The organism is Litoreibacter arenae DSM 19593, assembly GCF_000442275.2.
Classification (GTDB): domain Bacteria; phylum Pseudomonadota; class Alphaproteobacteria; order Rhodobacterales; family Rhodobacteraceae; genus Litoreibacter; species Litoreibacter arenae.
The window spans coordinates 53,674-69,365 of record NZ_KE557314.1 but is presented as its reverse complement, the minus strand read 5'-3'; the positions used below and the strand labels follow the sequence as shown (position 1 = coordinate 69,365).

The 15,692-nt window shown below is 56.8% G+C and carries 27 protein-coding genes; 26 read left to right on the top strand and 1 reads right to left on the bottom strand.

The features are described 5' to 3' along the window. The first annotated feature begins 82 nt into the window (after nt 1–82). The 13 genes from tuf to THALAR_RS12610 all read left to right on the top strand — a co-directional run bounded on the left by tuf (nt 83) and on the right by THALAR_RS12610 (nt 9,474). On the top strand, nt 83–1,258 hold the full coding sequence (gene tuf / locus THALAR_RS12670; protein ID WP_021101970.1) for an elongation factor Tu: 1,176 nt from the start codon (nt 83–85) through the stop codon (nt 1,256–1,258). 157 nt (nt 1,259–1,415) lie between these two features. After that, nucleotides 1,416–2,507: a DUF4062 domain-containing protein gene (locus THALAR_RS12665; RefSeq protein ID WP_021101969.1), complete on the top strand. Its 1,092-nt coding sequence runs from the start codon at nt 1,416–1,418 to the stop codon at nt 2,505–2,507. 209 nt (nt 2,508–2,716) lie between these two features. Then, entirely contained in the window at nt 2,717–3,028 is a 312-nt protein-coding gene (gene rpsJ / locus THALAR_RS12660; RefSeq protein ID WP_021101968.1) for a 30S ribosomal protein S10, read from the top strand. Between the two features lie 15 nt (nt 3,029–3,043). Continuing rightward, a complete protein-coding gene (gene rplC / locus THALAR_RS12655) occupies nt 3,044–3,913 on the top strand; it encodes a 50S ribosomal protein L3 (protein ID WP_021101967.1) in 870 nt (289 codons plus the stop codon). Further along, nucleotides 3,903–4,523, top strand: coding sequence for a 50S ribosomal protein L4 (rplD, locus tag THALAR_RS12650; protein ID WP_021101966.1), 621 nt, complete (start codon nt 3,903–3,905; stop codon nt 4,521–4,523). Before rplC ends, rplD begins: the two co-directional genes overlap by 11 nt. After that, nucleotides 4,520–4,816, top strand: coding sequence for a 50S ribosomal protein L23 (locus tag THALAR_RS12645; RefSeq protein ID WP_021101965.1), 297 nt, complete (start codon nt 4,520–4,522; stop codon nt 4,814–4,816). Before rplD ends, THALAR_RS12645 begins: the two co-directional genes overlap by 4 nt. Nucleotides 4,817–5,182: 366 nt before the next feature. Continuing rightward, complete coding sequence (locus tag THALAR_RS12640; RefSeq protein WP_021101964.1) at nt 5,183–5,827, top strand: hypothetical protein; 645 nt, start codon at nt 5,183–5,185, stop codon at nt 5,825–5,827. A gap of 289 nt (nt 5,828–6,116) precedes the next feature. Next, complete coding sequence (gene rplB, locus THALAR_RS12635; RefSeq protein WP_040818700.1) at nt 6,117–6,959, top strand: 50S ribosomal protein L2; 843 nt, start codon at nt 6,117–6,119, stop codon at nt 6,957–6,959. Between the two features lie 3 nt (nt 6,960–6,962). Next, nucleotides 6,963–7,241 (top strand): 30S ribosomal protein S19, encoded by a 279-nt coding sequence (gene rpsS, locus THALAR_RS12630; RefSeq protein ID WP_021101962.1) that lies wholly within the window; start codon nt 6,963–6,965, stop codon nt 7,239–7,241. A 3-nt stretch (nt 7,242–7,244) separates the two neighbouring features. Then, complete coding sequence (rplV, locus tag THALAR_RS12625) at nt 7,245–7,625, top strand: 50S ribosomal protein L22 (protein ID WP_021101961.1); 381 nt, start codon at nt 7,245–7,247, stop codon at nt 7,623–7,625. Continuing rightward, nucleotides 7,625–8,332: a 30S ribosomal protein S3 gene (gene rpsC / locus THALAR_RS12620; RefSeq protein WP_021101960.1), complete on the top strand. Its 708-nt coding sequence runs from the start codon at nt 7,625–7,627 to the stop codon at nt 8,330–8,332. Before rplV ends, rpsC begins: the two co-directional genes overlap by 1 nt. 13 nt (nt 8,333–8,345) lie before the next feature. Beyond that, on the top strand, nt 8,346–8,759 hold the full coding sequence (gene rplP, locus THALAR_RS12615; protein WP_021101959.1) for a 50S ribosomal protein L16: 414 nt from the start codon (nt 8,346–8,348) through the stop codon (nt 8,757–8,759). A gap of 127 nt (nt 8,760–8,886) precedes the next feature. After that, nucleotides 8,887–9,474 carry a hypothetical protein gene (locus THALAR_RS12610; RefSeq protein ID WP_040818694.1) on the top strand — a complete coding sequence of 196 codons (588 nt, stop codon included), beginning with the start codon at nt 8,887–8,889 and terminating at the stop codon, nt 9,472–9,474. A gap of 16 nt (nt 9,475–9,490) precedes the next feature. On the opposite strand, the gene THALAR_RS12605 is transcribed toward THALAR_RS12610, so the two are convergent. After that, a complete protein-coding gene (locus THALAR_RS12605; protein ID WP_040819229.1) occupies nt 9,491–10,111 on the bottom strand; it encodes a 2OG-Fe(II) oxygenase family protein in 621 nt (206 codons plus the stop codon). 244 nt (nt 10,112–10,355) lie between these two features. On the opposite strand from THALAR_RS12605, the gene rpmC reads away from it, so the two are divergent. The 13 genes from rpmC (at nt 10,356) to rplO (ending at nt 15,625) form a co-directional block, all read left to right on the top strand. Continuing rightward, the gene (rpmC, locus tag THALAR_RS12600) at nt 10,356–10,565 is read left to right on the top strand and encodes a 50S ribosomal protein L29 (RefSeq protein WP_021101957.1); all 210 of its coding nucleotides are present in this window, start codon (nt 10,356–10,358) and stop codon (nt 10,563–10,565) included. Further along, nucleotides 10,565–10,801, top strand: a complete 237-nt coding sequence (gene rpsQ / locus THALAR_RS12595; RefSeq protein WP_021101956.1) for a 30S ribosomal protein S17 — start codon at nt 10,565–10,567, stop codon at nt 10,799–10,801. Before rpmC ends, rpsQ begins: the two co-directional genes overlap by 1 nt. 66 nt (nt 10,802–10,867) lie before the next feature. Continuing rightward, nucleotides 10,868–11,236 carry a 50S ribosomal protein L14 gene (gene rplN / locus THALAR_RS12590; RefSeq protein ID WP_021101955.1) on the top strand — a complete coding sequence of 123 codons (369 nt, stop codon included), beginning with the start codon at nt 10,868–10,870 and terminating at the stop codon, nt 11,234–11,236. 1 nt (nt 11,237) lies between these two features. Further along, nucleotides 11,238–11,543: a 50S ribosomal protein L24 gene (gene rplX, locus THALAR_RS12585; protein WP_021101954.1), complete on the top strand. Its 306-nt coding sequence runs from the start codon at nt 11,238–11,240 to the stop codon at nt 11,541–11,543. Beyond that, nucleotides 11,543–12,106, top strand: a complete 564-nt coding sequence (gene rplE / locus THALAR_RS12580) for a 50S ribosomal protein L5 (protein WP_021101953.1) — start codon at nt 11,543–11,545, stop codon at nt 12,104–12,106. The genes rplX and rplE overlap by 1 nt, the downstream gene beginning before the upstream one ends. A 19-nt stretch (nt 12,107–12,125) precedes the next feature. Continuing rightward, nucleotides 12,126–12,431 carry a 30S ribosomal protein S14 gene (gene rpsN, locus THALAR_RS12575; protein WP_021101952.1) on the top strand — a complete coding sequence of 102 codons (306 nt, stop codon included), beginning with the start codon at nt 12,126–12,128 and terminating at the stop codon, nt 12,429–12,431. Nucleotides 12,432–12,446: 15 nt separating this feature from the next. After that, nucleotides 12,447–12,839, top strand: a complete 393-nt coding sequence (gene rpsH / locus THALAR_RS12570; protein ID WP_021101951.1) for a 30S ribosomal protein S8 — start codon at nt 12,447–12,449, stop codon at nt 12,837–12,839. Between the two features lie 12 nt (nt 12,840–12,851). Beyond that, nucleotides 12,852–13,385, top strand: coding sequence for a 50S ribosomal protein L6 (gene rplF / locus THALAR_RS12565; RefSeq protein ID WP_021101950.1), 534 nt, complete (start codon nt 12,852–12,854; stop codon nt 13,383–13,385). Then, nucleotides 13,385–13,744: a 50S ribosomal protein L18 gene (gene rplR, locus THALAR_RS12560; RefSeq protein WP_021101949.1), complete on the top strand. Its 360-nt coding sequence runs from the start codon at nt 13,385–13,387 to the stop codon at nt 13,742–13,744. Before rplF ends, rplR begins: the two co-directional genes overlap by 1 nt. 127 nt (nt 13,745–13,871) lie before the next feature. After that, a complete protein-coding gene (gene rpsE / locus THALAR_RS12555; protein WP_021101948.1) occupies nt 13,872–14,453 on the top strand; it encodes a 30S ribosomal protein S5 in 582 nt (193 codons plus the stop codon). 3 nt (nt 14,454–14,456) lie between these two features. Next, entirely contained in the window at nt 14,457–14,645 is a 189-nt protein-coding gene (gene rpmD, locus THALAR_RS12550) for a 50S ribosomal protein L30 (RefSeq protein ID WP_021101947.1), read from the top strand. A gap of 224 nt (nt 14,646–14,869) precedes the next feature. Then, nucleotides 14,870–14,998, top strand: coding sequence for a hypothetical protein (locus THALAR_RS18965; protein WP_021101946.1), 129 nt, complete (start codon nt 14,870–14,872; stop codon nt 14,996–14,998). Between the two features lie 159 nt (nt 14,999–15,157). Next, on the top strand, nt 15,158–15,625 hold the full coding sequence (gene rplO / locus THALAR_RS12545; protein ID WP_021101945.1) for a 50S ribosomal protein L15: 468 nt from the start codon (nt 15,158–15,160) through the stop codon (nt 15,623–15,625). The last annotated feature ends 67 nt before the right edge of the window (nt 15,626–15,692 follow it).

Sequence of the window (15,692 nt, the reverse complement as noted above, 5' to 3'; positions counted from 1 at the left end):
ATGGCGGGGTGAACCCCGCCCTACCCACCAAACCGTAGGGCGGGGTTCACCCCGCCATCCGCTTAATAAACAGGAGGCCATCATGGCTAAGGAAAAGTTTGAACGCTCTAAACCGCACGTTAACATCGGCACGATTGGCCATGTTGACCACGGCAAGACCACGCTGACAGCAGCAATCACGAAGTATTTCGGCGATTTCAAAGCGTATGACCAGATCGACGGCGCGCCGGAAGAGAAAGCCCGTGGCATCACGATCTCGACCGCCCACGTCGAGTACGAGACCGAGACCCGCCACTACGCACACGTCGACTGCCCCGGCCACGCCGACTACGTCAAGAACATGATCACTGGCGCGGCGCAGATGGACGGCGCGATCCTGGTTGTGAACGCCGCTGACGGCCCGATGCCCCAGACCCGCGAGCATATCCTGCTGGGCCGCCAGGTCGGCATCCCGAAGATGGTCGTCTACATGAACAAAGTTGACCAGGTTGACGACGACGAGCTGCTTGAGCTGGTTGAAATGGAGATCCGCGAGCTGCTGTCCTCCTACGAGTACCCCGGCGACGACATTCCCGTGATCCCCGGCTCGGCTCTGGCCGCGCTGGAAGGCCGCGACCCGGAAATCGGCGAAGAGTCGATCCGCAAGCTGATGGCCGCTGTCGACGAGTACATCCCGACGCCAGAGCGTGCTGTCGACCAGCCGTTCCTGCTGCCGATCGAGGACGTGTTCTCGATCTCCGGCCGTGGCACGGTTGTGACCGGCCGCATCGAGCGCGGTGTGGTTAACGTAGGCGACGAGCTGTCCATCGTGGGCATCCGCGACACCGCGAAAACCACCTGTACCGGCGTGGAAATGTTCCGCAAGCTGCTGGATCGCGGTGAAGCTGGCGACAACGTGGGCGTCCTGCTGCGCGGCATCGACCGTGACGGCGTTGAGCGCGGCCAGGTTCTGTGCAAGCCGGGTTCGGTGAACCCGCACACCAAGTTCGAGGCCGAGGCGTATATCCTCACCAAGGAAGAGGGTGGCCGTCACACGCCGTTCTTCGCGAACTACCGTCCGCAGTTCTACTTCCGCACGACGGACGTGACCGGCACGGTGAACCTGCCAGCAGGGACGGAAATGGTCATGCCGGGCGACAACCTGAAGTTCGACGTCGAACTGATCGCGCCGATCGCCATGGAACAAGGCCTCCGCTTCGCGATCCGCGAAGGTGGCCGGACTGTTGGTGCAGGTGTCGTGTCGAAGATTACGGAGTGATTTAAGAAACACGCCACGTGGGTGGCAGTTGCTCTGAAAGAGCAATGAGAACCCACTCGGTTGTTATTATAGAACAGGCCGCCCCGAGCACTCCTCGGGGCGGCCTTTTTTGTAAGCTCTTCTTTTCTGTAATCTTATGGTTAGGTAAGATAATAGCATGAGTGACAAAAGATATCAGGTGTTCATCAGTTCCACATTTGAAGACCTTCGCGAGGAACGGCGGGCGGTTCAGGATACGATCATCCAAATGGGTGACTTTCCTGTTCAAATGGAATCATTCCCTGCTGCGGATGAGGGGCAGTTCGCATTTATCAAAACGCTAATTGATCAATGTGATTATTACGTGCTCGTTATCGGTGGGCGATACGGCACTCCTGCAGACGATGGGCTTAGCTATACTCATAAAGAATACAGATACGCGGTGTCCAAAGGTGTTCCTGTTTTAGTTATTGTTCATGAAAATCCTAAAACCATTGCGGTGGGCAAGTCTGAGATTTCCGAAGAGGGCCGCAAAAAACTAGAAGCTTTTATCTCGGAGGCAACGGAAGAACGACTCCGAACCACATGGTCCTCAAGCGATCAGCTCAAACTACGTGTTCGTGAGGCCTTGGAACATGCAAAAGCGACCAAGCACCGAGTAGGCTGGGTTCGTGGTGATACGACAGCCAGTATTAAAGCGCTGGAAGAATTAAATGAGGTGAGGAGAGAGAACGAAAAGTTCCGAGCTGCAGTTAACCAACTAGCAATCGAAATTCCGCTCCCAGACTTGCCTGATGCAACTTCGACGATTGAGATCGATTTTTTGCCATCATCGCGTCGTGGTGGTTACGGAGCAAGTGTAACGACTGCAGGAAGCGGCTCAATTTCCACCTCATGGATGTCGGCGTTCCCCATTTTTTATGGAAACCTCAAGTGGCGATCAGACGAATATAACGGAGATGATTTTTACTGGGTCGATGTCGAGGATACCCTTACGGCGATAGGTTCTGCCTTAGTACAGGAGGTTAGTGATCAAGACTGCACTGGGGCCTTCAAAATCAGCAAGGGTACTTACGACAAGTTGTCGGCGTTTTATATTGAGGCTGGTTTGATGAATACTGAAGGAGTAGAACCCTTCACGCAACTGGCGCAAAGATTAGCGCGACGCCATTTGTTAACAGATCCGGAGAAGCCTCCGTTTATCTTGAGCCGAGGAAGAACTACAATTGCCTCGGTGACGAGCTCCGTTGATGATGAAATTCCGTTCTGAGAGGTTTGGTGCAGCAAGACATCTAAGTTGTCATGCATTTGCTCCTAAACCCCCTAGACACCTCGACCGACTCCCCCTATAGCACCCACACGGAACAGGGGTACGCCACGCGTGCCCTTCTTTTGTTTCGGAAAAATAGACGCGATGAGGGTGCCGGATGAGCCGCTATCCTCCAATCCGTTAAGACCTCAATGATGAGGGATGATGTCATGGCTGCAAGCCAAAACATTCGCATCCGCCTGAAGGCGTTTGACTACCGGGTCCTGGATGCCTCCACACAAGAGATCGTAAACACCGCTAAGCGCACCGGCGCTGACGTGCGTGGCCCGATCCCTTTGCCCAACAAGATTGAAAAATTCACGGTTCTGCGTGGCCCACACGTGGACAAGAAGTCCCGCGATCAGTTCGAGATCCGCACGCATAAGCGTCTGCTCGACATCGTTGACCCGACCCCGCAGACCGTGGACGCGCTGATGAAGCTCGACCTGGCGGCTGGCGTTGACGTCCAGATCTCGGTTTAAGGAGGGCTTCCTGATATGTTGCGCTCTGGTGTAATTGCGAAGAAGGTCGGCATGACCCGCCTCTTCATGGAAGACGGCAAGCAGATCCCTGTGACCGTTCTTCAACTCGACAAGCTGGAAGTGGTTGCCAACCGCACCATGGAGAAAGACGGCTATACGGCTGTTCAACTCGGTGCTGGCACTGCCAAAGCCAAACGGACCTCCAAAGCCATGCGCGGTCACTTTGCCGCTGCCAAGGTGGAGCCCAAGCGCAAGGTCGCTGAGTTCCGTGTTGCCGAGGAAAACCTGATCCCCGTTGGTGAAGAAATCATCGCGGCCCACTATTTTGAGGGTCAATTCGTGGATGTTGCCGGTACCTCTATCGGTAAGGGTTTTGCCGGCGCGATGAAGCGTCACAACTTCGGGGGCCTTCGCGCTACTCACGGTGTGTCGATTTCCCACCGCTCGCACGGCTCGACGGGTCAGTGTCAGGATCCTGGCAAGGTTTTCAAAGGCAAGAAAATGGCCGGCCACATGGGCGCTGCCCGCGTGACCACGCAAAACCTGCAAGTTGTCAAAACCGACATCGACCGTGGTCTGATCATGATCAAAGGCGCCGTTCCCGGCTCCAAGGGTGGCTGGGTCACCGTTAAGGACGCTGTGAAGAAGCCGCAGTCTGAAAGCGTGATCTTCCCCGCCGGGTTGGCCTCCGCTGCCCGCGAGGCGATGAAAGCCGCTGAGGAAGCCGCAGCCGCCGCTGAAGCAGAAGCACAAGCAGCGGCAGAAGCAGCCGCCGCAGAAGCCGCCGCCGCTGAGGAAGCCGCACTGAAAGAAGCAGAAGCATCCATCGAGGCTGACAAAGCCGAAGGTGATGCGCCGGAAGGAGACAAGTCCGATGAAAGCTGATGCCATCAAACTCGACGGCAAAACGGCTGGCTCTGTTGAGCTGGACGACGCCATCTTCGGTCTGGAGCCCCGTGCAGACATCCTGCACCGTGTGGTCCGCTGGCAGCGTAACAACGCGCAGCAGGGCACGCATAAGGTCAAGACACGCTCGGAAGTGAACTACTCGACCAAGAAGATCTATCGCCAAAAAGGCACCGGTGGCGCACGCCACGGCGCACGGTCGGCTCCGATCTTCCGCGGTGGTGGTGTCTACAAGGGTCCGACCCCTCGCAGCCACGGCCACGACCTTCCCAAGAAGGTTCGCAAGCTTGGTCTGATGCACGCCCTGTCCGCGAAAGCGGTCGCAGGCGAGTTGGTCATCATTGACAACATTGATATCAAAGACGTGAAAACCAAAGCTTTGGCCGCACAGATCAAAGAACTGGGTTGGAAACGTGCGCTGATCATCGATGGTGCCGAAGTGAATGCAGACTTTGCCCAAGCCGCACGCAACATCGCCGGTCTGGACGTTCTGCCTTCCATGGGCGCCAACGTCTTTGACATCCTGAAACGCGACACTTTGGTTATCACCAAAGCCGGTCTCGAAGCACTGGAGGCTCGCCTGAAATGAGCACGAAGTCTGAGCACTACGACGTGATCCGCAAGCCGCTTATCACCGAGAAGGCCACAATGGCCTCCGAGGCGAACGCGGTTGTGTTCGAGGTCGCTATCGAAGCCAACAAGCCAATGATCAAGGAAGCAGTGGAAACACTCTTCGGCGTCAAGGTGAAGGCGGTCAACACCACCATCACCAAAGGCAAGGTCAAGCGTTTCCGGGGCCAGCCCGGTCGCCGCAAGGACGTGAAGAAGGCTTATGTTACCCTCGAAGAAGGTAACACAATCGACGTGTCCACCGGCCTGTAAGGCAGGTTCCTAGCACGCTGAACGCTTGAATTTTAGGAAAGCCCCATCCGATTGGATGGGGCTTTTTTGTTGGATTGATGCGGTTTTCAGAGGGCTGTCGGCTTTGCTGAGGCCGCGGTGGGCGAGTCGTCGCGCCCGGGACAGGGCGGAATTCCTGTGAGAATAATGTTCCACTCTCGTGAATAGTTGCAAAATGAAGAACAGTTCTTTCTGTACTAGATCATTGTTTTCAATCCGAAAGCGGCCGTTGCTGCCGTGTAGTGCTGAATTCGATGAAGCTTAATAAACCTTTACTTTCCAGAGGAAATGACCGACTTTAGCCATGTAATTACCTTTTTGTTTCCGCCTTTTTCTGCGAGGCCCGATATGACTCTCAATAAATTCAAGACACTTTGTGTTGCCGCAAGCGCCGCAGCCCTTACGGCATTCTCGGCGCAGGCTGCGCCCGTCCTCTATGAAGTGAATGTCGAGACCGAGTTCAACTCGGTTGCCTTCGGGTCTGCCATTTCGCGTGATATGGCCACTGGCCGGTATCAACGTCACACGGGGCTGAGCTACACCGATGCCGCATCATCTGCCCTTGATGGCTTTAGCTGGATCGCAGATGCGCGCCAAACCACAGGATCGCTGCAGTTCGTCTATGATGAGGCGGACGCCGATGCTGTCGCGCCGGTCTTCTCGAATTGCACCGGTGTGTTGCGCTCGCTTTGCACTGGCACAGTCACGCGTTTGGCGTTCGACGCCACTGATTTCAGCAATAGCGACGGGCTCAGCTTTTTGACGCAACTTGGTGCCGGGTCTCTTCGGTACTCGGATGACCGGAGCTATTCCTGGGATGACGGAACCCGCCATTTTACGCAGATGGGATACGGGGTGACTGTCACGCATGACGTGACGTCCCTGTCGATCGCGCCGGTTCCGCTGCCAGCGTCGCTGGGCTTCCTGCTGGCCGGGCTAGGCTTGCTTGTAGGCGCGCGGCGGATGTCGCGGTCGAAGGCGACTGTCGGCTAACCACAGGGCCACCTCCTGATATTAAACCACGAACGCCCGGCTTTGTTGCGCTCGGAGCTTTGCGGCGGATCATTCATGGTCGAAAGCCCTAGTTCTCGCTTGACCCCCGAGGCTTCCCTTCCTAAACACCCCCATCGGCATAGGCCCCGGATTCGTCCGGGGCTTTGCTGTTGTTCCCGGTTCTGCCCAGCAGATGCCGAATGGGACACTTCAAGTCGGGGACCTTCGGGGCCCTATAAACACAAGCGGCGGGGCGACCCGTTTGCTGCAACAACGGAAGACAGAAAGCATGGCACTTAAGTCGTATAAGCCGACGACGCCAGGCCAACGTGGGTTGGTTCTGATCGACCGTTCGGAACTCTGGAAAGGCCGCCCGGTCAAGTCCCTCACTGAGGGTTTGAGCAAGAATGGCGGACGGAACAATACCGGACGGATCACGATGCGTCGCAAGGGTGGGGGCGCCAAGCGTCTTTACCGGATCGTTGACTTCAAGCGGACGAAATTCGACGTCTCTGCTACGGTTGAACGGATCGAATATGACCCGAACCGGACCGCGTTTATCGCACTGGTGAAATATGAAGACGGCGAGCAGGCCTATATCCTCGCTCCACAACGCCTCGGCGTTGGCGACACCGTCGTGGCGTCGCAGAAAGCCGACGTGAAGCCGGGCAACGCAATGCCGTTCTCCGGTCTGCCAATCGGCACAATCGTCCACAACATCGAGTTGAAGCCCGGCAAAGGCGGCCAGATTGCCCGTGCTGCTGGCACCTACGCCCAGTTCGTTGGTCGTGACGGTGGCTACGCCCAGATCCGTCTGAGCTCCGGCGAGCTTCGCCTCGTGCGTCAGGAGTGCATGTGCACCGTCGGCGCCGTGTCGAACCCGGACAACTCCAACCAGAACTACGGTAAAGCCGGTCGTATGCGCCACAAGGGCGTTCGCCCGTCCGTTCGTGGTGTCGTGATGAACCCGATCGACCACCCGCATGGTGGTGGTGAAGGCCGGACATCTGGTGGTCGTCACCCGGTTTCCCCATGGGGCAAGCCAACCAAGGGTGCGCGTACCCGCAACAAGAACAAAGCGTCGCAAAAGCTGATCATCCGCTCGCGTCACGCCAAGAAGAAGGGACGTTAAGATATGTCTCGCTCAGTCTGGAAAGGCCCCTTCGTCGACGCTTATGTGTTGAAGAAAGCCGAAGCTGCGAAAGAAAGCAGCCGCAACGACGTGATCAAGATCTGGTCGCGCCGCTCCACCATCCTGCCTCAGTTCGTTGGCCTCACGTTTGGCGTGTACAACGGCAAGAAGCACATCCCGGTGAACGTAACCGAAGAAATGATCGGTCAGAAGTTTGGTGAGTACTCGCCAACCCGGACCTATTACGGTCACGCCGCTGATAAAAAAGCGAAGAGGAAGTAAGCCATGGGCAAGGATAAGAACCCCCGCCGCGTGGCAGATAACGAAGCAATGGCAAAACTGCGCATGCTCCGGACTTCCCCGCAAAAACTGAACCTCGTGGCTCAGCTGATCCGTGGCAAGAAAGTGGACAAGGCTCTGGCCGATCTCACCTTCTCCAAGAAGCGTATCTCTGACGACGTGAAAAAGTGCCTGCAATCCGCCATCGCCAACGCAGAGAACAACCACAACCTCGACGTGGATGATCTGATCGTGGCCGAGGCCTATGTCGGCAAGAACCTGACCATGAAGCGCGGTCGCCCTCGGGCCCGTGGCCGGTTCGGTAAAATCGTCAAGCCATTCTCGGAGCTGACCATCAAGGTGCGCCAAGTTGAGGAGCAAGCATAATGGGTAACAAAGTAAATCCTATCGGCATGCGTCTTCAGGTCAACCGCACCTGGGACAGCCGCTGGTACGCTGAAAGCAAGGATTTTGGTAATCTTCTTCTCGAAGACATCAAAATGCGCGAATTCATCAAGGAAGAGTGCAAGCAAGCCGGCATCAGCCGTGTGATCATCGAACGTCCGCACAAAAAGTGCCGCGTCACGATCCACACTGCACGTCCGGGCGTCATCATCGGCAAAAAAGGCGCCGATATTGAAGGCCTGCGCCGCAAGCTGGCCGCGTTCACCGACAGCGAGTTGCACCTCAACATCGTTGAAGTGCGCAAGCCCGAACTGGACGCAGCACTGGTTGGCGAGTCCATCGCCCAGCAGCTGGAACGTCGTGTGTCCTTCCGCCGCGCCATGAAGCGTGCCGTGCAGAACGCAATGCGTATGGGTGCCCTTGGTATCCGTGTGAACCTCGCAGGCCGCCTTGGCGGTGCCGAGATCGCCCGGACCGAATGGTATCGTGAAGGCCGCGTGCCTTTGCACACCCTGCGTGCCGACATCGATTACGCACACGTTGAAGCGATGACCGCCTATGGCATCATCGGGATCAAGACCTGGATCTTCAAAGGCGAGATCATGGAGCACGATCCACAAGCGCGTGACCGTAAGCAACAGGAACTCCAGGATGGCCCAGCACCTCGTGGTGCAGGCGGTCGTCGCTAAGGAGGATTGATCAATGCTGCAACCAAAGCGTACTAAATTCCGCAAGATGCACAAAGGCCGCATCCGTGGCGAAGCCAAGGGCGGGACCGACCTGAACTTTGGCACTTACGGCCTAAAGGCAACCGAGCCTGAGCGCATCACCGCGCGCCAGATCGAGGCTGCCCGTCGTGCCATGACGCGTCACATGAAGCGTCAAGGCCGCGTCTGGATCCGGATTTTCCCGGACCTGCCCGTGACCTCCAAACCCATCGAAGTTCGTATGGGTAAGGGTAAAGGCTCGGTGGATTTCTGGGCATGCAAGGTCAAACCCGGCCGCATGATGTTCGAGATCGACGGCGTCAACGACGACGTCGCCCGCGAGGCCCTGCGCCTTGCTGCGATGAAGCTGCCGATCAAGACACGGGTCGTTGTTCGGGAAGACTGGTAACCGTCGCGCTTTAGCGCGACGCGGCGGAGGCAGCGTGTTTTCTTGAAAACGCGCGTTCCGCCACGGTTGAGATAATAGAGCCCCCGCTGAGAAATCGGCGGGGGCTTCTCGAATTCTGGGGGTTAAGATGAAGCTAACACTGGATTGGAATTGCATAATTGAAGTCGAGAATGATGGCCCTCAATCGAAGTATGTCGGGGCATTGATTGAACTGCACCGCAGTCATAAGTGTGAGGTTGCACTCTTGGCAACGTCGGCCTCGGAGAACACCAGATCGAAACGGTTTCCGGGAAGTGCTAGTGAGTTCACTGAGCGGGTACGTCGACTGAATTGGAGTGACTTACCCGTTGTCCCCATGCCCGCTGTGATCGGTCTAACATATTGGGATTTTTGCTATTGGATTGACGATGGCAATAAGTTTGAGCGCGAAACTGGCGCGATTTGGGACGTGATCGCCTCAAAGGTAGCGTGTGACCCAGTGGATCATTTTGACGGTCCTGACGCTCTAACCGATGAGATGATCCAATCAGAGAGTTTAACCAAATGGAGAAATAGTTGGTGTGATGTCTTGTCCGCATATTCTCACATTGAAGCAAACAGAGACGTGTTTGTTACACTGAACACCAGGGACTTTCAAAAGCACGCAGCAAAACTCAAGTCTCTGGGTATGAACCATATCTGTGATCCTGCTGGGGCGTTGGAATTTGTAGTTTGAATTTAGATGAGCCTACTTAAGCCCAAGCATAATTAAAGCTCACCGACACCCGATCCTCCTCGCTCAAATTCATCGGCACCTCATGCCGCAGCCAGCTTTCCCATAGCAGCACGTCTCCAACCTCGGGCGCGACATAGATAAACTGCCGCATCTCCTCGCGGGCGTCTTTCAGGCGGGTAGGGGCCGCCATCATCATCTGCGACCGAGGGTCCTCGAACTTGATCGCTGACGCGCCGGAGGGCATGGCCACATAGGTGGTGCCGGAAATGACCGAATGCGGGTGGATGTGGGACGTGTGGATGCCGCCTTCGGGTAGAATGTTGATCCAGATGTCCTCCAGCTTCAATTTGCGCCCGTCCAGATCGAACTGCAAATCCTTGGCGAATTCGGCCACGTGTTTGTCCAGCACCTTCACCAAGTCCTTGAAGATGGGCGAGCGCCATGGAAGATCAGTCAGGGACGCGTAGCTGGTGTAGCCCGCATAGCCGTTTTCCTCGCACCAGTCCTGACCGGCCTCGTCATCCTCGGCGATGCCAAGGCAGTTGTCCTCCAACTCCTCCGCGTCGATGGGTTTGCCATGATCGGCAAGGCGGGCTTGGTAGAGGCGGGTCACGAAGAGGGAGCGAATGTTTGTCATGTCGGTCCAATATCGCACAAAGCGATATTGGACCAGCGCGGCAGTCGCTTTTGATTGCAAAAGCGATGAGAGCGCCCGCTGATACCGCAGCCGAACCCGTAAGTAAGCCCTTATTTTACAGATATCAGCGACAGGGCTTGCAATATGTCGGGCAGGGGTCTAAAGCCACGTTTCATCATGAACTCCACTGGAATCAGGGTGACCTCTTATGGGGCCCTCCGGTGTATGAAAAAAGGAAACGGCTATGAACGCCAGCGAGCTTCGCGAGAAGACCGCGGACCAGCTCAACGAAGAGCTCGTCGCGCTGAAAAAGGAAGCCTTCAACCTGCGCTTCCAACAGGCCACCGGCCAACTTGAGAACACTGCACGTATGCGCGCCGTCAAACGCGGCGCCGCACGTGTGAAAACCATTCTGAACGAAAAAGCGAAAGCTGCAGCTGGGGAGGCCAAGTAATGCCCAAGCGTATCCTGACAGGCACCGTCACCAGCAACCAGAACGAGCAAACCGTAACGGTTTCCGTCGAACGCCGCTTCCGCCACCCCGTTCTGAAGAAAACGATCCGTAAGTCCAAGAAGTATCGGGCTCACGACGAGAAGAACACGTTTAACGTGGGAGATCAGGTTCGCATTCAGGAATGTGCGCCGAAATCCAAAACCAAGCGTTGGGAAGTCATCACCGCCGAGGCGTGAGGCTTTTCTAATTAATTCGAAACCCTGGGGCGCAGGCATGCGTCCCCAAAGGTCGGGAGACATCAAATGATCCAGATGCAGACCAACCTGGATGTAGCTGACAACAGCGGCGCTCGCCGTGTTCAGTGCATCAAGGTTTTGGGTGGTTCCAAGCGTAAATACGCATCCGTCGGCGACATCATCGTCGTGTCGGTCAAGGAAGCCATCCCGCGCGGCCGCGTGAAAAAAGGCGACGTCCGCAAGGCTGTCGTTGTACGCACCGCCAAGGAAGTTCGTCGCGACGATGGCACCGCCATCCGCTTCGACGGCAACGCCGCCGTTATTCTGAATAACAACAACGAGCCTATCGGCACCCGTATCTTCGGCCCGGTCGTTCGTGAGCTGCGCGCCAAGAACTTCATGAAAATCATCTCGCTCGCCCCGGAGGTGCTGTGACATGGCTGCCAAACTGAAAAAAGGCGACAAGATTGTCGTGCTGGCTGGCAAGGATAAAGGCAAGGAAGGCACCATTGCCTCCGTTGACCCCAAAGCCGGTAAAGCCATCGTGGAAGGCGTGAACGTCGCCATTCGCCACGTGAAGCAAAGCCAGAACTCGCAAGGTGGCCGCGTGCCGCAAGCGATGCCTATTCAACTGAGCAACCTCGCTCTTCTCGACGCCAATGGTAAGGCCACCCGTGTGGGCTTCAAAATGGACGGCGACAAGAAAGTGCGTTTTGCCAAGACAACTGGGGACGTGATCTGATGCTTGACGAAGCAAACTACACCCCGCGCCTGAAGTCTGTTTATGTCGACACCATCCGTGCCGCCATGAAGGAAGAGTTCGGCTACAAGAACGACATGCAAATCCCGCGCCTTGAGAAAATCGTTCTCAATATCGGTGCTGGCCGTGCGGCCGTGAAAGACAGCAAGAAGCCTGCGGGCGCTGCTGCCGATCTGACCGCCATTGCAGGTCAGAAGGCCATGGTTACCCGCGCCAAGAAATCCATCGCCGGCTTCCGCCTGCGTGAAGAGATGCCTGTCGGTGCCAAGGTAACCCTGCGCGGCGAGCGGATGTATGAATTCCTTGACCGTCTGATTACCATTGCAATGCCTCGCATCCGCGACTTCCGCGGCGTGTCCGGCAAAAGCTTTGATGGCCGTGGCAACTACGCCATGGGCCTGAAAGAGCACCTTGTGTTCCCCGAGATCGACTTTGACAAGATCGACGAGAACTGGGGCATGGACATCATTATCTGCACCACCGCAACCACCGACGCTGAAGCAAAGAGCCTGTTGAAAGCTTTCAACATGCCTTTCAACAGCTGATCGCTGGAGGGAATTAGACATGGCTAAAAAAGCAATGATCGAACGCGAGAAGAAGCGCGAAAAGCTGGTGAAGAAATACGCCGCTAAACGTGCTGCTCTGCTCGCCATCGCAAACGACAAAGAGAAGCCCATGGAAGAGCGTTTCAAAGCGCGTCTGAAACTGGCTGAACTGCCGCGCAACAGCTCGGCGACCCGTTTGCACAACCGCTGCCAACTGACCGGCCGTCCTCATGCTTACTACCGTAAGCTGAAGATTTCCCGGATCATGTTGCGGGACCTGGGCTCTGCCGGCCTGATCCCCGGCATGGTCAAGTCGAGCTGGTAAGGAGGGCATTAGATTATGAACGATCCTATCGCAGATATGCTCACCCGCATCCGCAACTCGCAGTTGCGCGGCAAAGCAACCGTTGAAACGCCCGCCTCCAAGCTGCGCGCTTGGGTGTTGGACGTACTCGCCGACGAGGGCTACATCCGTGGCTACGAGAAGGTGACGGGCAAAGACGGCCACCCGGCTTTGAATATCGAGCTGAAATACTACGAAGGCACTCCTGTCATTCGCGAACTGAAGCGGGTCTCCAAGCCCGGTCGTCGCGTCTACATGGGCGCCAATGACATCCCCGTGGTCCGTCAGGGCTTGGGCGTGTCGATTGTCAGCACACCTCGCGGTGTGATGTCGGACGCGAACGCTCGCAGCCATAACGTTGGCGGCGAAGTGATTTGCACGGTATTCTAAGGAGCGCCAGTTATGTCTCGTATTGGTAAAAAACCAGTCGATCTGCCCTCCGGCGTGACCGCGTCCGTCTCTGGCCAGACCATTGAAGTGAAAGGCCCCAAGGGGACCCGTTCCTTCAAGGCAACCGACGACGTGACCCTCACTGTCGAGGACAACGTGGTGACCATTACGCCTCGCGGCTCGTCCAAGCGTGCCCGCCAGCAGTGGGGCATGAGCCGCACGATGGTGGCAAACTTGATCACGGGCGTTACGGACGGCTTCAAGAAAGAGCTTGAACTTCAAGGTGTGGGTTACCGCGCCGCGATGGAAGGCAAGAACCTGAAGCTGAACCTCGGCCTGTCGCATGACGTAATCTACGAAGTGCCTGAAGGTGTAACGGTTACGTCTCCCAAGGCGACCGAAATCACCGTCGAGGGGATTGACGAGCAGGTTGTCGGCCAAGTGGCTGCCAACATCCGCGCGTGGCGAAAGCCAGAGCCTTATAAAGGCAAGGGCATCCGCTACAAGGACGAGTTCGTCTTCCGCAAAGAAGGGAAGAAGAAGTAATGGCTACTAGCAAACGTGATCTGTTCATCAAACGCCGCCTGCGCGTTCGGAACAAACTTCGCAAGGTCAACGCCGGACGCGCGCGTCTGTCGGTTCACCGCTCCAACAAGAACATCAGCGTGCAGCTGATTGATGATGTGAACGGCGTGACGATCGCCTCGGCTTCTTCTCTCGAGAAGGATCTGGGCATCGTTGGCAAGAACAACATCGAAGCTGCAACCAAAGTCGGGGCCGCAATCGCGGAACGCGCCAAGAAAGCTGGCGTGTCCGAAGCCTACTTCGACCGCGGTGGTTTCCTCTTCCACGGTAAAGTGAAGGCCTTGGCCGAAGCTGCCCGTGAAGGCGGTTTGAAAATCTAAGTCTTTGGGCGCTCCGTATCAGGGGCGCCCATTTTTGCAGGCCCTAGGGCCTCGATGATCGGGGGGCGCTTGCCCACTGCGATTGAGGTTAAACGGCGCTAAGGCGCAGAAATTGAAGGATTTGCCAATGGCAAGAGAACCAGGAAACCGCGGTCGCCGCGATCGGGACGAAACCCCCGAATTCGCAGATCGCCTCGTCGCGATCAACCGCGTGTCCAAGACCGTTAAAGGTGGTAAGCGTTTCGGCTTCGCCGCACTTGTCGTCGTTGGCGACCAGAAAGGCCGCGTCGGCTTCGGTAAAGGTAAAGCGAAAGAGGTCCCAGAGGCCATCCGCAAAGCCACCGAGCAAGCCAAGCGCCAGATGATCCGCGTGCCACTGCGCGAAGGCCGCACGCTGCACCACGATGTTGCTGGCCGTCACGGCGCTGGTAAAGTCGTTATGCGGACCGCGCCACAAGGTACCGGTATCATCGCCGGTGGTCCGATGCGTGCTGTGTTCGAGATGCTCGGCGTCCAGGATGTTGTCGCAAAATCAATCGGTTCGCAGAACCCTTACAACATGATCCGTGCTACGTTGAACGGTCTCGTGAACGAAGCTTCCCCCCGCATGGTGGCGCAGCGTCGTGGTAAGAAGGTTGCGGACATTCTGCGCTCGGAAGACGGCCCCAAGGTCGACGGCGAGCAAGCTCCAGTTGTGACGGAGGCCTAAGACATGGCTAAAACTATCGTTGTAAAACAGATCGGTAGCCCGATCCGTCGTCCGGAAAAGCAGCGTGCTACGCTGGTTGGTCTGGGCCTGAACAAAATGCACAAGACCCGTGAGCTGGAAGACACCCCTTCCGTACGCGGCATGGTCGAAAGCATCCCGCACCTCGTCGAGATCATCGAAGAGCGCGGCTAAGTGGCGGCGGGGTGAACCCCGCCCTACGCAAAGTTTGAGAACGCCTCGCTGAAAAGCGGGGCGTTTTTTTGGGGTGGTGGGGGTGGGATGAACCCCGCCAAACGAGGGGGTTTTCGTGTGCATGCGCCAACCGCATCCCTGCCATTCCGAAATGGCTCTGGCGTCGTGAGAGACGCTGGCGTAGAGACCGCACTGACTCGTTTACTCAAATGGACTCTCCTCACATGACCGCTCTTATTCTGCTCAAGGTCTTCGGACCTCGTCTCAAAGTCATTTTGAAATCCGAGCCTGCCCCGTCGTGGACCGAATACTGGCGCGGGACTGCCTTTAAGGCTGACAGGGTGGTGGGGTGAAACCCCGCCTTACAAATGCCGGATCATCCGGCTTGCAACAGGTGGCGCGAGGGCATATACGCCCACAGTGGCCTGGCTGACAGGTCCGACTCATAAACAAGAAACGCCGCGTTTGGTCCATTTCGCTTCGAGGACCCTTCCGGCAATAGGAGAAGCGATATGAAACTGCACGAACTTCGTGACAACCCCGGTGCGACCAAAACCAAAAAGCGCGTGGGCCGTGGCCCGGGCTCTGGCAAAGGTAAGATGGGTGGCCGTGGTATCAAAGGTCAAAAATCCCGCTCGGGCGTTGCTCTGAACGGCTACGAAGGCGGCCAAATGCCCCTTTACATGCGTCTGCCCAAGCGCGGCTTCAACAAGCCGAACCGCAAGGCGTTCGCCGTCGTCAATCTGGGCATGATCCAGAAATTCATCGACGCCAAGAAGCTGGACGCCAAAGGCGAGATCACCGAAGACACGCTGATTGAAGCAGGTCTGGTGCGTCGCAAGCTGGACGGCGTTCGCGTTCTGGCGAAGGGTGACTTCTCGGCCAAGGTGAACCTGAGCGTGACCGGTGCCTCCAAATCGGCTGTCGAAGCCGTGGAAAAAGCCGGCGGCAAGCTCAACACCGCAGCGGCTGCTGAATAAGCCTTGTGAGAGGCCACTGCGCCTCTTACATACCTTTTGAGTTTTCCAGCGCCGCGACGGGAAGCCC

Bases quoted from the DNA above. Each gene is read 5' to 3' on its own strand.
- rplN (WP_021101955.1), top strand. From the start codon at position 10,868: ATGATCCAGATGCAGACCAACCTGGATGTAGCTGACAACAGCGGCGCT.
- THALAR_RS12610 (WP_040818694.1), top strand. From the start codon at position 8,887: ATGAAGCTAACACTGGATTGGAATTGCATAATTGAAGTCGAGAATGAT.
- rplX (WP_021101954.1), top strand. From the start codon at position 11,238: ATGGCTGCCAAACTGAAAAAAGGCGACAAGATTGTCGTGCTGGCTGGC.
- rplP (WP_021101959.1), top strand. From the start codon at position 8,346: ATGCTGCAACCAAAGCGTACTAAATTCCGCAAGATGCACAAAGGCCGC.
- tuf (WP_021101970.1), top strand. From the start codon at position 83: ATGGCTAAGGAAAAGTTTGAACGCTCTAAACCGCACGTTAACATCGGC.
- rpmD (WP_021101947.1), top strand. From the start codon at position 14,457: ATGGCTAAAACTATCGTTGTAAAACAGATCGGTAGCCCGATCCGTCGT.
- THALAR_RS12605 (WP_040819229.1), bottom strand. From the start codon at position 10,111: ATGACAAACATTCGCTCCCTCTTCGTGACCCGCCTCTACCAAGCCCGC.
- rpmC (WP_021101957.1), top strand. From the start codon at position 10,356: ATGAACGCCAGCGAGCTTCGCGAGAAGACCGCGGACCAGCTCAACGAA.
- rpsQ (WP_021101956.1), top strand. From the start codon at position 10,565: ATGCCCAAGCGTATCCTGACAGGCACCGTCACCAGCAACCAGAACGAG.
- rpsS (WP_021101962.1), top strand. From the start codon at position 6,963: ATGTCTCGCTCAGTCTGGAAAGGCCCCTTCGTCGACGCTTATGTGTTG.
- rplO (WP_021101945.1), top strand. From the start codon at position 15,158: ATGAAACTGCACGAACTTCGTGACAACCCCGGTGCGACCAAAACCAAA.
- THALAR_RS18965 (WP_021101946.1), top strand. From the start codon at position 14,870: ATGACCGCTCTTATTCTGCTCAAGGTCTTCGGACCTCGTCTCAAAGTC.
- rplR (WP_021101949.1), top strand. From the start codon at position 13,385: ATGGCTACTAGCAAACGTGATCTGTTCATCAAACGCCGCCTGCGCGTT.
- rpsH (WP_021101951.1), top strand. From the start codon at position 12,447: ATGAACGATCCTATCGCAGATATGCTCACCCGCATCCGCAACTCGCAG.
- THALAR_RS12665 (WP_021101969.1), top strand. From the start codon at position 1,416: ATGAGTGACAAAAGATATCAGGTGTTCATCAGTTCCACATTTGAAGAC.
- rpsN (WP_021101952.1), top strand. From the start codon at position 12,126: ATGGCTAAAAAAGCAATGATCGAACGCGAGAAGAAGCGCGAAAAGCTG.
- rplD (WP_021101966.1), top strand. From the start codon at position 3,903: ATGAAAGCTGATGCCATCAAACTCGACGGCAAAACGGCTGGCTCTGTT.
- rpsE (WP_021101948.1), top strand. From the start codon at position 13,872: ATGGCAAGAGAACCAGGAAACCGCGGTCGCCGCGATCGGGACGAAACC.
- rplF (WP_021101950.1), top strand. From the start codon at position 12,852: ATGTCTCGTATTGGTAAAAAACCAGTCGATCTGCCCTCCGGCGTGACC.
- rplE (WP_021101953.1), top strand. From the start codon at position 11,543: ATGCTTGACGAAGCAAACTACACCCCGCGCCTGAAGTCTGTTTATGTC.
- rpsC (WP_021101960.1), top strand. From the start codon at position 7,625: ATGGGTAACAAAGTAAATCCTATCGGCATGCGTCTTCAGGTCAACCGC.
- THALAR_RS12645 (WP_021101965.1), top strand. From the start codon at position 4,520: ATGAGCACGAAGTCTGAGCACTACGACGTGATCCGCAAGCCGCTTATC.
- rpsJ (WP_021101968.1), top strand. From the start codon at position 2,717: ATGGCTGCAAGCCAAAACATTCGCATCCGCCTGAAGGCGTTTGACTAC.
- rplB (WP_040818700.1), top strand. From the start codon at position 6,117: ATGGCACTTAAGTCGTATAAGCCGACGACGCCAGGCCAACGTGGGTTG.
- rplC (WP_021101967.1), top strand. From the start codon at position 3,044: ATGTTGCGCTCTGGTGTAATTGCGAAGAAGGTCGGCATGACCCGCCTC.
- rplV (WP_021101961.1), top strand. From the start codon at position 7,245: ATGGGCAAGGATAAGAACCCCCGCCGCGTGGCAGATAACGAAGCAATG.
- THALAR_RS12640 (WP_021101964.1), top strand. From the start codon at position 5,183: ATGACTCTCAATAAATTCAAGACACTTTGTGTTGCCGCAAGCGCCGCA.